This is a genomic window from Oscillatoria salina IIICB1, assembly GCF_020144665.1.
Taxonomy (GTDB): Bacteria; Cyanobacteriota; Cyanobacteriia; order Cyanobacteriales; family SIO1D9; genus IIICB1.
The window spans coordinates 72138-86181 of the sequence record NZ_JAAHBQ010000015.1 but is presented as its reverse complement, the minus strand read 5'-3'; the positions used below and the strand labels follow the sequence as shown (position 1 = coordinate 86181).

At 41.1% G+C, this 14044-nt stretch carries 7 protein-coding genes; 4 read left to right on the top strand and 3 right to left on the bottom strand.

Features of this window, described 5'->3' with window-relative positions; translation table 11 throughout:
* Positions 1-203: 203 nt before the first annotated feature.
* The 3 genes from G3T18_RS05995 to bchH all read left to right on the top strand — a co-directional run bounded on the left by G3T18_RS05995 (position 204) and on the right by bchH (position 4772).
* The gene (locus G3T18_RS05995) at positions 204-446 is read left to right on the top strand and encodes a type II toxin-antitoxin system Phd/YefM family antitoxin (protein ID WP_224409623.1); all 243 of its coding nucleotides are present in this window, start codon (positions 204-206) and stop codon (positions 444-446) included.
* Positions 443-826: a type II toxin-antitoxin system VapC family toxin gene (locus G3T18_RS05990; RefSeq protein ID WP_224409622.1), complete on the top strand. Its 384-nt coding sequence runs from the start codon at positions 443-445 to the stop codon at positions 824-826. The genes G3T18_RS05995 and G3T18_RS05990 overlap by 4 nt, the downstream gene beginning before the upstream one ends.
* Before the next feature lie 172 nt (positions 827-998).
* Entirely contained in the window at positions 999-4772 is a 3774-nt protein-coding gene (gene bchH, locus G3T18_RS05985; protein ID WP_224409621.1) for a magnesium chelatase subunit H, read from the top strand.
* 147 nt (positions 4773-4919) lie between these two features.
* Here bchH and G3T18_RS05980 read toward each other — a convergent pair whose 3' ends face one another.
* The 3 genes from G3T18_RS05980 to G3T18_RS05970 form a co-directional block, all read right to left on the bottom strand.
* A complete protein-coding gene (locus tag G3T18_RS05980) occupies positions 4920-10346 on the bottom strand; it encodes a trifunctional serine/threonine-protein kinase/ATP-binding protein/sensor histidine kinase (RefSeq protein ID WP_224409620.1) in 5427 nt (1808 codons plus the stop codon).
* A gap of 589 nt (positions 10347-10935) precedes the next feature.
* The gene (locus G3T18_RS05975; protein ID WP_224409619.1) at positions 10936-12195 is read right to left on the bottom strand and encodes a CAP domain-containing protein; all 1260 of its coding nucleotides are present in this window, start codon (positions 12193-12195) and stop codon (positions 10936-10938) included.
* Positions 12196-12209: 14 nt separating this feature from the next.
* Positions 12210-12536, bottom strand: coding sequence for a metal-sensing transcriptional repressor (locus tag G3T18_RS05970; protein WP_224409618.1), 327 nt, complete (start codon positions 12534-12536; stop codon positions 12210-12212).
* Between the two features lie 259 nt (positions 12537-12795).
* Between G3T18_RS05970 and G3T18_RS05965 the strand changes: the two genes are divergently transcribed.
* On the top strand, positions 12796-13974 hold the full coding sequence (locus G3T18_RS05965) for an HhoA/HhoB/HtrA family serine endopeptidase (protein WP_224409617.1): 1179 nt from the start codon (positions 12796-12798) through the stop codon (positions 13972-13974).
* Positions 13975-14044: the final 70 nt, after the last annotated feature.

Here is a 14044-nt window from a genome sequence, read left to right as displayed (position 1 = left end):
TGCGATTACGCGATCGCCTGCCCAGTTTAGTAATTTTTCCTCAATTTAAGATAAAATGTAATAGTTACCAATATTTTCCCTCGTTGGCAATCGATTCACTTATTCTCTAAAGGGAATAAAGGAATAAAAAGGAATAATAATTAAATTAAAACACCAAAAAATCCAATAAATGTCTTTCAATAATTTTGCTTAGAGGTATTTTCATGCTAAACGTAACTATTGATGAAATTCAACGCAATCCCCTTAAATATTTGCAGCAAGTCGAAGCAGGTGAAACTTTAGTTATTACTCGTTCTAATCAACCAATTGCTGAAGTTAAACCAATTATATCATCTACTGGGAAGCAGTTGCGACCATTTGGTTTGTGTGCTGGAGAGTTTATCTTACCTGATGATTTTAATGCCCCGTTACCAGCAGAAATTTTGAGTGAGTTTGAAGCAAAATGAAAATTTTGCTAGATACACATATTTTTCTTTGGTATATTAGCGGTGACAGTCGGTTATCAAGTGACGTTCGAGACATTATTCGCGATCTAGATAACCAAGTCTACTTAAGTGTTGTTTCTGTGTGGGAGTGTATTGTTAAATATCAATTGGGAAAGTTACCATTACCAGATTCACCGGAAATATATTTGCCAAAACAGCGCGATTTCCATCAAATCATCAGCCTTAAACTTGATGAACAAAGTGTGAATCAATTGGCAAAATTGCCTTTGCTACATCGCGATCCATTTGACAGAATGCTTATTTGTCAAGCTTGGCAAAATAATCTGATAATTGCTACGCAAGATGCAGCAATTCGTGTTTACCCAGTTAAAGTTATCTAAAAAAAATGATTATGCCGTTTAAAAACGCAGTTATTAAATCTTCTTGGTAAGAAAAACAAATTAGTTTACTAAAAAAAAATAAGGTATCATCAAATAAAATTGAGTAAGTAGCCCAAAAAACTGCCAAAATTTTTCCAAATTGAAGCAAGAAATAAATTGATAGGTTGTAGGTATGAAACGCATCGTCGCGATCGCCGGATTTGAATCATTTAACACCGACTTATACCGAAAAGCAGCAGAACTAGCTAAATCCCAATGCGAACAACTAGAAATCGAAGTATTTAGCGATCGCGCGATCGCAACCCACCCAGAAATAGTCGCCACAGCCCTACAACAAGCAGATGTTTTCTTCGCCAGTCTCATCTTCGACTACGATCAAGTTATCTGGTTACGCGAAAAAGTACAACACATTCCCATCCGCCTCGTTTTCGAGTCAGCCCTCGAATTAATGAGTCTCACCAAATTGGGAAAATTCGCGATCGGTGACAAACCCAAAGGAATGCCTAAACCTGTAAAATTTATCCTCTCTAAATTTAGCAACTCTCGCGAAGAAGACAAACTCGCAGGCTATCTCAGCTTCCTCAAAACCGGACCCAAACTTCTCAAATATATCCCCGCCAAAAAAGTCCAAGATTTGCGAAACTGGCTAATAATTTACAGCTATTGGAACGCAGGCGGAATGGAAAATGTTGCCGCAATGTTTTGGGCGATCGCAGAAAAATATTTAGGCTTAAAAGTAGGTGAAATTCCCGCAGTCATTGAAACACCCAACATGGGTTTACTTCACCCTGACTACGACGGATACTTCACCTCACCCAAACAATATCTTGACTGGTATCAACAACAACCAACCTCAAAAAGCCCCTCTCCGTTTCAGGGAGGGGTCAACCAAGAAACATCAACAAGCCTTTCTCCCCAAGACAAACCAGTCATTGGCATCTTACTTTATCGCAAACACGTTATTACCAAACAACCCTACATTCCTCAACTAATTCGCTACTTTGAAAACGCCGGATTAATTCCCTTACCAATATTTATAAATGGTGTCGAAGGTCATGTCGCCGTCCGCGACTGGATGACAACCGCTTACGAAACTCAACAAAGAGAACAAGGAAACAAAGAAATCCTTTCTCTCTCACCCGAAGCAGTAGCAGTTAACGCGATCGTTTCTACCATAGGTTTTCCCTTAGTTGGTGGACCTGCGGGTTCAATGGAAGCAGGACGACAAGTAGCTGTAGCAAAACGCATTCTCGCTGCCAAAAATGTCCCTTATTTTGTTGCCGCGCCCTTATTAATTCAAGATATTCATTCTTGGACAAGACAAGGAATTGGCGGCTTGCAAAGTGTTGTTCTGTATGCGTTACCCGAATTAGATGGTGCAATTGATGTTGTTCCTCTTGGTGGTTTAGTCGGTGAAAAAATCTATCTTGTCCCCGAACGAGTTCAACGGTTAATTGGCAGAGTTAAAGCTTGGATTAAATTACGAGAAACTCCTGCAAAAGATCGAAAAATTGCCGTGATTTTGTATGGGTTTCCGCCAGGTTACGGCGCAACGGGAACCGCCGCGTTATTAAATGTGCCGAAAAGTTTGTTTAGTTTTCTCCAAAATTTACAAGCAGCCGGTTATGAAGTGGGGGAGTTACCAGCAGATGGCGAAGAAATTATTCGCTGGGTGAAAGCAGCAGATGAAGAGAGAATTTCACGCCAAGTCGCAAAGACGCAAAGAAAGGCGCAAAGTCAAGAAATTTGCTTCGGATTACAGACGAGTGTGAATGTAAAGACTTTGGAGAAATGGTTGGGGTATTTGTTAATAAGTCGGATTGAAAAACAATGGAAAAGTTTGACGAAAACGGGGATAAAAACTATCGGCGATGATTTTTATATTGGTGGTATTCAGTTAGGAAATATTTGGATTGGGGTACAACCTCCACTGGGAATTGCTGGCGATCCGATGCGTTTAATGTTTGAAAAAGACTTGACACCTCACCCTCAATATGCTGCTTTTTACAAGTGGCTACAAAATGATTTTCAAGCTGATGCTGTTGTTCATTTTGGAATGCACGGAACTGTAGAATGGTTGCCGGGATCGCCGTTAGGAAATACTGGCTATTCTTGGTCGGATATTTTGTTAGGAAATCTCCCGAATTTGTATATTTATGCTGCTAATAATCCTTCGGAATCGATGCTGGCTAAACGTCGCGGTTATGGGGTGTTAATTTCTCATAATGTACCTCCTTATGGTCGTGCAGGTTTGTATAAAGAGTTACTCACGCTGCGAGATTTGATTTCTGAGTATCGGGAAGATCCGGAAAAGAATTATGCGCTGAAGGAGGCAATTTGTCAGAAAATTGTTGATGTGGGAATTGATAAAGATTGTGTTTTTGAGGAGGGGAGAAAGTCGGGAATTGAGTTTACGGTTGAGAATGCTAAGTTGTTTAGTAAGCGGGTAATTAATGATTATTTTGTTAAGGTTTATGAGTATTTACAGGTAGTTGAACAAAGGTTGTTTTCTTCGGGTTTACATAGTTTGGGTGAAGTTCCTGATGAGGTGGGTTTGCAGTCTTATTTAGATGCTTATTTTGGTGAGGGAAACTCGCGCAAAGACGCAAAGGCGCTAAGTGAAGCAGAAGAGGAAGAAAAGAAGCAAATTATTGAGTTGTTGCGGCAAAATACTGATGAGTTAACGAATCTTTTACGGGGTTTAAATGGAGAGTATATTTTACCTGCGGCTGGTGGAGATTTGTTACGTGATGGTGTTGGTGTATTGCCTACTGGGAGGAATATTCATGCTTTAGATCCTTATCGAATGCCTTCACCAGCAGCTTATGAAAGGGGAAGGGAAATTGCCCGAAAAATTATCTTGCAAAATGTGGAAGAAACGGGTAAGTTTCCGGAGACTGTGGCGGTAATGTTGTGGGGTTTGGATGCGATTAAAACTAAGGGTGAATCGCTGGGTATTTTGTTAGAATTGGTGGGGGCGGAACCTGTTAAGGAAGGTACGGGGAGAATTGTTCGTTATGAGTTGAAAGATTTGGCGGAAGTTGGTCATCCTCGGATTGATGTTTTGGCGAATCTTTCGGGTATTTTCCGCGATACATTTGTGAATATTATTGAGTTATTGGATGATTTATTTCGACGGGCTGCGGAAGCTGATGAAAGTGAAGAGGAAAATTATATTCGCAAACACGCTTTGGCTTTGTCAGCCCAAGGGGTAGAAAATGCTTCTGCAAGGTTATTTTCTAATCCGGCTGGTGATTTTGGTTCGTTGGTAAACGATCGCGTCGTCGATAGTAACTGGGAATCTGGTGAAGAGTTGGCGGATACCTGGACAAAACGTAATTCTTACAGCTATGGACGTAATGATAAAGGACAAGCGCGTCCAGAAGTGTTAAATCAACTACTAAAAAGGTGCGATCGCGTAATTCAAGAAATTGATTCGGTAGAATATGGTTTAACTGATATTCAAGAATATTATGCGAATACGGGCGCGTTGAAACAAGCTGCTGAAAAGCAAAGTGGGAAGCAAGTAAATGCTGATTTTGTGGAAAGTTTCTCGAAAGATACTACACCGAGAAAGTTAACAGAATTGCTCAGATTAGAGTATCGTACCAAACTTTTAAATCCGAAGTGGGCGCAAGCAATGGCTAATCAAGGTTCGGGTGGCGCTTACGAAATTTCTCAACGCATGACTGCTTTAATAGGTTGGGGAGGTACGGTTAATTTTACCGATAGTTGGGTTTATGACCAAGCCGCAGAAACTTACGCTTTAGATGCAGAAATGGCGGCAAAACTACGCGAAGCAAATCCTGAAGCTTTTCGCAATATTGTCGGGAGAATGTTAGAAGCAAATGGGCGTGGTTTTTGGCAACCTGATGAAGAGAAATTGGCGAAATTAAGAGATTTGTATGATTTATCTGATGAGGAAATTGAAGGCGTGAAAGTTTAGTCTTTATCGCAAAATGTGCATTTTGTCAAGAAATAAAAGAACAAAAAACAAAATTCATTTTGGGTTAACCTAGAGAAACTGCGAAAATTGATGTTGAAGATGTCTTAAAAGTCTCTATCTATCACTCGCTGGAAAGAACCGAAATTATCATCCTTTGATCGGAAAACTAATAATAAATTGCGTTCCTTCTCCGAGTCGAGAATTAACCATTATCTCACCGCCATGTTTTTCAACGATTATAGACTTCGCGATCGCCAATCCTAACCCAGTTCCTTTCCCCACTGCTTTGGTGGTAAACAAGTGGTCAAATATTTTTTGTTTGACTTGTTCATTCATGCCCGTACCATTATCAGCTATGATAACTTGAACCTTTTCATTTTCCACTGAGGTTTGAATGAAAATTTGGCGAGGATGACGCTCAATTTCTGCAAAACTTTTGCCCATACTTGACTCATCTAACGCCTCGATGGCATTGGCTAAAACATTCATAAATACCTGATTTAATTGACCAGAAAAACACATAACTTGGGGTAAATTCCCATAATTTTTAACAACTTCAATTCCAGGACGTTGCTCGTTTGCTTTCAGGCGATGTTTAAGAATTAACAGCGTACTTTCAATGCCTTCATGAATATTAAACGGCACTTTGTAATCCCGATCGGTCCGAGAGAAGGTTCTTAAACTGGTACTAATTCCTTTGATGCGCTCGCACCCGACCTGCATCGATGCTAGCATTTTCGGTAGGTCTTCTAAAAGATATTCAATCTCTAACTCTTCGGCTTTGTCGGCTATTTCATCTCCGGGATTAGGAAATTTTTCTTGATAGAGTGAGAGAAATTCTGTGAAGTCTTGGACGGCGGCGATCGCTTCGCTAACATTGCCAGAAATAAAACCCACTGGGTTATTAATTTCGTGAGCTACACCCGCAACTAAATTACCCAATGCTGACATTTTCTCACTTTGGACAAGTTGTAGTTGGGTGTTTTTTAAGTTATTTAATGCCTGTTCTAACTGTTGGGAATATTCCTGCGATCGCTCATAAAGTCGAGCATTTTCTAAGGAAATAGCGGCTTGAGCGCAAAGTAAATTCAGTAGTTCGACGCGATCGCGGGTAAAAGCCCCCATGGTTAAATTATTCTCTAGATATAAAATGCCCATCAACTTCCCTTGATGTAAAATCGGACTACACAACACACTCTTGGGTTGATGTTGCTGAATGTAGGGGTCATGGGCTAAAGTCGGATCGGCGCTTGCATTAATCAGCGTTTCTGTCTGCAAGTTATGCTTGACTTTGTAGATTAGTTTTAAGGGAACGTCGTGACTTTGTTCAACAGGAATACGCTGTAAAACCACGGGTTCTGTCCCTAGCGTTATTAAGCCTTTAATCAGCAGGCGATCGTCTCGCAACAGCATTAAGACGCATTTATCCGCCCCCCCATTTTCAATCACGATCGATAGCAACGACGAGAGCAGTTTGTCGAGTTCGATTTCACTCGAAAGGGTTTGCGATGCTTTGAGAATAGCGGCTAAATCTAAAGCGGTAGAAACGCTACTGTTAGATGTATGCGAACTTGTTGATGTGACAGTTCCCAAGGCGAAGATAGTTTCGTGAGTCGAAAGAGTCGAACGGATTTGCTGTAAGATGGGAGCCAGCAGTTGAGGATAGCGTTTTTCTAAGTCGGCGACTTTGGCTTTTGCTCCCCAGCGCGAGTAACAATAATAGGCTTCTTGCATATGAAGGGCAGCAAATTTTTCTTTGCCCCATTCGAGATAAAATTTAGCAGCTAGTTCGTTAGCCAGGGCTTCTTCTTGGATATATTCGTTTTCTTTGGCTCCAGAAATTGCTTTGTCGTATAGCTCGCTTGCCTCTGTTTTTTGTTTCAATACTCGACATTTTTCGGCTGCGACCAGATCGACTTTATGCTGGTGATTCATTGGGGCATAATTCGCCCATTGTTGTTGCAATTTAGTTTGGTTTTTTTCTACTTTCTTCAACTCATCCGCTCTTGGCTCTAATTCTGGATTTAAAGAAGCTAAAATAGTTAAAGAATCGTACAAATAAAATGCGGGTTCTCCCAAAGTTCCCATGCCAGCCATAAAGTATTGCTCGACCTCCAGGGCATGATTCTTTGCCGCTTCGAGTTCCTCAAATAAATAGCACAGCATCAACTTATAGACCGAACAAATATAAATGCCATAGAAATCGCGAGCTTCGAGAAGTTGGGGCATAAATTCTGTTTCTTGAAAAGCCTCTCCAGCCAAGATGGTAAGATGTTCGCTCTTGCCGAGTAAATTTAAAATTGCTTGCCAATAAATCCGACAGTAGTTGGCAGTTATCAATTGCTTAATTTGCAACAATCCATTACAGTAAGCACTAGCTTCTTGTTCCAACGCCACCAAGGGACGACCGCACCAAAAAGAACTGAGGCAAAAGTTATGGGAATTATGTCCTGCTATATCGGGATCTCCTACTTCCAGTGCCGTCGCATATCCTTCTTGCAGGAGAAGTAAAGACTCTTTTACATGAAATTTGCGATGAAGAATTAATGCCCCTACAACTGTCAAGACTCCAGGTTTTATAGGTTTGGCATCTGGTTGGGAAGTAATTTGGAGCGCTAACCGACCGAATTTTACACCAGTATCTACATCTTGCAAAGGGTTGCAAGCCACGAAAGCATAACCGGCATAACCAAAAGCAGAAGCCGGAGTATTGCCAAATAGAATCGATTCTTTGACTACTAAAGCAATCAATAAAGGATTCAAAGAAGAACCAATAAAATAAGTGGCTGGCGAGATACTATTGGCAATTTGTATGATGGCAATTTTTTTGGCGTCGGTCATTTGCGGTAGATAAATTAGGTCTTCAACCTCGCGATCGCCAATGAGTTGATAAATTTCAGCAATAGCTTGTTGAATATCGTTTTGCGTCGGTGATTCGGGAAAAGTAACTCCTAATTGTTGCAACAGTTCTAGGGCAATGTTAATAGCTTCGGTTAATTGATTTTGGGCAAAACGAGCTTGAATTTTTAGGCGATAAACTTTCACCTTTTCTACTAAAGAATTGGCGCGATCGCAAGCTATTTTCACAAACCGCTCCATTTGTTCAAAGTCACCGCATAGCAATGCCAACTCTGCGGCGAGTTCGTGAAATTCCAGCGTCTTATAATATTTCCTCGACCAAGCCTTTTCTCCCAGCAAAGAGAAACCGATCTTGGCATATTCCCTGCCCGCTTGATAGGCGGTTGAACTTCGGGCTTTGCGACAGGCGATTAAATTTAATTGGGACAGTTCATCTCGTTCTTTTTGTTCGTTAATTAAAGCCGTTCCATAGTTTAATTGATTGACCAATTCAAAAATGCGTTCTTCTCTGGTTTCTGGAGGGATTTTTTGCAGTAGCAGTTGTCCGATGCGATAATGTGTGGTTTGTTTTCGCTCGTCGGGAATGAGAGAATAAGCAGCTTGTTGGACGCGATCGTGCAGGAATTTATAGCTAACGGTTTGAGAATTTTTGGGAGTGTCTGCCAGCGTTTCTTGCCCTACATAAAACTTATAAACCTCACCAACTGGTAAAATCAACCCTTCTTGCAATCCTTTCCATAAATTTGCTGCCGCCTCAATTTCTGATTGTTGTGAAACAATTGCTAATGTTGCTAAATCAAATTGATTGCCAATACAAGCCGCTAATTTGAGAACTTCCTGGCTGGCTAAGGGCAGTTTTTCTAACTGCAATGCCATGAATTCTACCACATCCTCACTCAAGGCTTGTCGTTTGATTCGGGCGATGTCACATTGCCAACAGCCGATATCAAAGTTAAATTCAATGAAATTTTCTTCGTGTAAAGCTTTGAGAAATTGGCTTGCAAAAAAGGGGTTTCCTTTGGTTTTCTGAAAGACTAATTTAGCAAGAGGTAAAGCTAACTTTTTTGTACTTTTGAGTGTGTCTGTTACTAACTGATTTATCTGGGTTTTGTTCAGAGGCTTTAAAGTAATGGTATTAATGGTAAAGCCTGATTTTTGAATTTCACCCAAAGTTAAGATTAACGGATGTGCGGGATTAACTTCGTTATCGCGGTAGGCACCAATTAATAATAGATGAGCGGTATCTGCTATTAATACTTGTATTAATTTAAGTGATGCTGCATCTGCCCATTGTAAGTCGTCTAAAAACATCACTAAAGGATGTTCTTTACTGGTAAAAACTTTGGTGAATTTTTGCAATAATAAATTAAAGCGATTTTGCGCGGCTGTTCCCGATAATTCTACGGCGGGTGGTTGTTCGCCAAGAATTTTTTCTAATTCGGGAATCACGTCAATAATTACTTGCCCATTTTCCCCTACTGCTGCTAAGATTTTGTTTTTCCACTGCTGAATTTGAGCATCGCTTTCGGTTAATAATTGTCCCATTAAATCCCGAAAGGCTTGCACAAATGCCGAGAAGGGAATATTACGTTGAAATTGGTCAAATTTGCCTTTAATAAAGTAACCCCGTTGTCGCACAATCGGTTTGTGAACTTCGTTGACGACTGCGGTTTTACCAATCCCAGAAAAACCCGCTACTAGCATCATTTCGGTTGTTCCACTGCTGATTCTGGCAAATGCTGCTAAGAGTTTTTCTACTTCTTTCTCTCGACCATATAATTTTTCGGAAATTAGAAAACGGTCGCAAATATCTCGTTTGGCAATGGCAAACTTGGCGATTTTTCCTGTTTTTTGCAGTTGGGTTAAACAGTTTTCTAAATCTTCTTTGAGTCCGAAGGCACTTTGATAGCGGTCTTCGGCATTTTTAGCGATTAATTTTTTAACAATCTTGGCTAAAATAAAGGGAATTTGGGGGTTGATTTTGTGGACTTCGGGGGCGGGTTTGGCAAGATGACAATGGACTAATTCCATTGGGTCATTTGATTGAAAAGGTAATTCCCCGGTGAGTAATTCGTAGAAGGTTATACCCAAGGAATAAAAATCACTCCGATAGTCAATTCCTCGGTTCATTCTTCCGGTTTGTTCTGGGGAAATATAAGCTAGTGTTCCTTCTAATTGGTTGGGATTCTGTATTTCTTGAGTTTCGCGGGGTAAAAGGGAAGCAATGCTAAAGTCAATGATTTTGACTTCTTTAGTCGAGGGATGAATTAAGATATTAGCGGGTTTGATATCTTTGTGAATGACGCGATCGCGGTGGAGTTCTTGTAAAATTGTTGCTAGTTGAGTGGCAATTTCTAAAATCTCTAAGAGGGATAAATTGTTAGTTTTGACGTAATTTTGCAGAGAAATTCCGCCAAAATCTTCCATGATTAAAATATAACTGTTGCGATAGGTTTCTAAACTGTAGGGACGGACAATTCCCCGTATCTTGAGATTTTTGGCGATCGCGTATTGATTGCGAAATTGTAGTAGGTCGTTGAATGTGGGATACTCTTGGTGTAGCCACTTTAACACAACCGGGCGAGAATCTTGATTTTCTTCTACCACTCCCCGATAAACCACAGTACGTTTACCCAGATAAACTTCCTCTATTAAACGGTATTTACCTAACCATTGATTTAAGTGGATGACCCCTTGTAGATTATTTTCCTTCATATCAATAATTTTAATTGTCTGGTCACAGGTAATTGATTTTGCCCTTGTTCGCTGATTCCCTCGATTCAAGAGTCTGGGGTAGTATTTTTATTTCCATTTTAAGAGGAAGTTGCGAAAATTTTGTGAAGGTCATCTTCTCAAGCAAATAAGAGTGTTGATTACCACAAGCGCTATTCCAAGGTGGCTTTCTCGATCGAGATGATTTCGATTTTGGCTAATTTTGTAGTATCTCTCTTCTGTCACAGGTAAAATAACCTTACAGGGTGACAAGGGGCTTGAAACCCAGACGGGTAGGGAGTTCGCGGATTTAAATTGAGGAGATAATCAACAAAGGGCGGTCTTTTTTAGCTCGATTTCCCGATTGAGGATAATTATTGAATGGAAATTAGCATAGATGATAACCTTAATGAAATCTTGGCAAAACTCCCAAGAAGTTAGCCACATATCGACCTGAAGTTCCACAAAAAAATTACTATATCGGCGATCGCCAAATTAAAACCCTGACATCTTTTTTTAAGCTTGTAATGCAAAATGCGCATTTTGTCAAGAGATAAAAGAGCGATCGCCACTAACTTAAATTAAATTCCCTTTATCGAACAGTAACTCGATACTCACCTCGACCTTGAGCATCATAAGAATTAACAATAATGCGATAAACACCATCCATCGGTAAAGTCAAAGTAATCGAGGAATTAGTATTATCTTCAGCGACATCATCATTTTCTTGAATCAACTCACCTGTAGGGTCAATTAAAGCCAGATAAGTATCAAATTGATTACTTTCTAAAGTAATTGTTACCTGACGCCCAGCACTACCTTGAAAGCTATGAACATCATACAAACTATTATCATTAGGCAGAATTTCATCACCCTCTTGGAGAATACCATTTTCCAGTAACAACGGACCAACAGCCGTTTCTGGAGAAGTTTCCACAGGAGGAGACACTTCTGGAGGCGAACTGGTAGGAGTTTCCGGGCTAGGAGACACTTCTGGAACAGTTACATTATCCGGAGTAGTCGCCAGATTATCGGTATAACCTCCCGCATAGGTAATCACGCACATCTTGTCTTGTTGAGCGTGATCTCCGCAAGCCACACCCGTATACTGGTAATCAGAGCTAAAAATGTTATCTCTGTGACCGCGATTTTCCACACCATCATCAATAATTAACTGTAAGACCACCTCTTCGGCTGTATCGGTACCGTAACTAATATTTTCCCCTTGATTGCCAGAAGCCTGACCATAACGACCGATGCGATCCCAAGTTTGAGAACCATCCCGTCCCGAGTGACCCGTTTCGCCTCTCGGACCTTGATATTGAACCAAATCTCTAGCCGCTTGAGACATTCCCCTAGAGACGTTAAGAGGTGGTAAAGGTTCAGCATCGCGCAAAAAGGCGATCGCCTCCTCAACAGCTGCCAAACCTTCTTCAGTTACCAGTGGCGTTTTTCCTGGCAAGGAAAGCAAATTACCTTCGTAATATGGCTTCAAAGCTTCAAGTTTATCAGCATAAGCATTAGGATTAGCACGTGCCTTGTTCATCTCCTCAACTATTTCTCTTTCCAAAGATGAAAGTCCCACAGGCGCGTTGTTTTGTGCCAGAAAAATTGGTAAATTGACCGCCAGGAGTTGCCAATTTAGTGGCAATGCTCTCTTAACTTCAGTCCGAGGGAAAGCAGCATTTGCTACTCCAGCGAAAGCAGAACTAGCCAATAAAATAGTCAAAAATCCGGTTGAGCGTTTCAGTAATCTCACAAGCTTTGCCAAGTCAGCTAACAACAATCTAGTATAATTATTTATTTTCCATCCGACGAACGTCAGCCAATTTGAGGGACGCGATCGCGCCATTACCCCTTGATTAATTAAGGCAAAAATCGATCCAAAGCTGCTTTTAACTCTTTAATCTCCACCTCAATATTGCCCTCCTTGGCAGCGCGACCGATACATTCACTTAAATGTTCGTCCAAAATAATCCGCGCTACCCGATCTAAAGCCCCCCGTACTGCCGCAATTTGTACCAAAACTTCCGGACAAGGACGACTTTCATTGACCATTGTTTTAATGCCTCGGATATGTCCCTCAATCCGCGAAAGCCGATTAATAATCTTGCGTAGTGACTCTTCAGTATGAACGTGAGGTTTTACCCGATCTTCGTGACTATGATGATGCTGGTGGAGATCTTCTTTCACGGATTTTCGATGTGAATGTTCCTCTTTTGCTAGCTTGTCAAAGGATTGATTAATCAACGAGTTAACTCCGATAATCTTAAAAGTCTTATGTTCGATCTTACTTAGTGTAAACTCTGATTGCTAGCACTAGACAGTTAGAGACCAGATCTCTTCGGTCATCCCAAGCCATAAACTCGGGATTTTCCAGGGAACGTAGCTGGTAAAGTTTAGAAATACCCGCTCATCCCAAATAATTTTCTAAATCGCAAATTAAGGAACCATGAAATTAAACAAGTTTTTTTGCAGTTGTCAGGCTGCCCGTCTGTTAGCTATGCTTCTTTCGGTATTGATAATGATGGGAATTTATTCCGCTTCGCCGACTCAAGCTAGTCCAACACTTTCCTCTCTACAGCTAGCACAAAAAACTTCTACTGCTACTCACCACAGCTTTGTCGCTGATGCAGTTCGTAAGGTAGGACAGGCAGTAGTGCTAATCGATACCGAAAGAACGATTTCTCGTCGCATCGATCCATTTTTTGACGATCCTTTTTTCCGTCGCTTTTTTGGTGATGATTTTCTCTTCCAACCGCCCCAAGAAAGACACTTACGCGGTCAAGGTTCTGGCTTTATAGTTGAAAGTAATGGGATCATCCTCACTAATTCTCATGTGGTAAATAACGCCGATCGCGTCACAGTAATTCTTAGAGATGGACGTACCTTTGAAGGAAAAGTATTAGGTGCAGATCCAGTAACCGATTTAGCAGTCGTCAAAATTGAAGGCGAAAACTTTCCCACTGTTACACTAGGAGACTCTTCCCAAATTGAAGTAGGAGACTGGGCGATCGCTGTGGGCAATCCTCTCGGACTTGATAATACTGTTACTTTAGGTATCGTTAGCACTCTCAATCGTTCTAGCGCGCAAGTGGGGATTCCTGACAAACGGCTGGATTTTATTCAAACTGATGCGGCGATTAATCCGGGAAATTCTGGGGGTCCGTTATTAAATGAAAATGGTGAAGTAATCGGGATTAACACGGCTATTCGTCCTGGAGCTACGGGTATTGGTTTTGCGATTCCGGTGAATAAAGCTAAGGTTATTTACCCGGTGTTGGCTGAAGGAGAAAAGGTGGTTCACCCTTATTTGGGTATTCGCATGGTCAATCTAACTCCCCAATTAGCTGCGAGGAATAATCAAGACCCTAATTCTTCGCTTCAGTTACCGGAGGTTATTGGGGTTTTGGTCATGGGGGTCGAACCGAATAGCCCCGCCGCCGCAGCCGGAATTAATAGTGGAGATGCGATCGTTGAGTTTAATGGGCAAAAAGTTGTGGATGCGGAACAGTTACAGCGTATGGTGGAAAATAGCGAGGTAGGTAAGCCGATTGAGATCCGCATATATCGGGGTCAAGAGATGAGAAAGTTAACTATACGACCTGGTGAGTTAGAGGGGATTTCTTAGCTCGATGGAGGGTTGAAATAAAAGGTAGAGACGTGTTTTGGCGACGTCTCTACCGATCGAAGATTGGGGA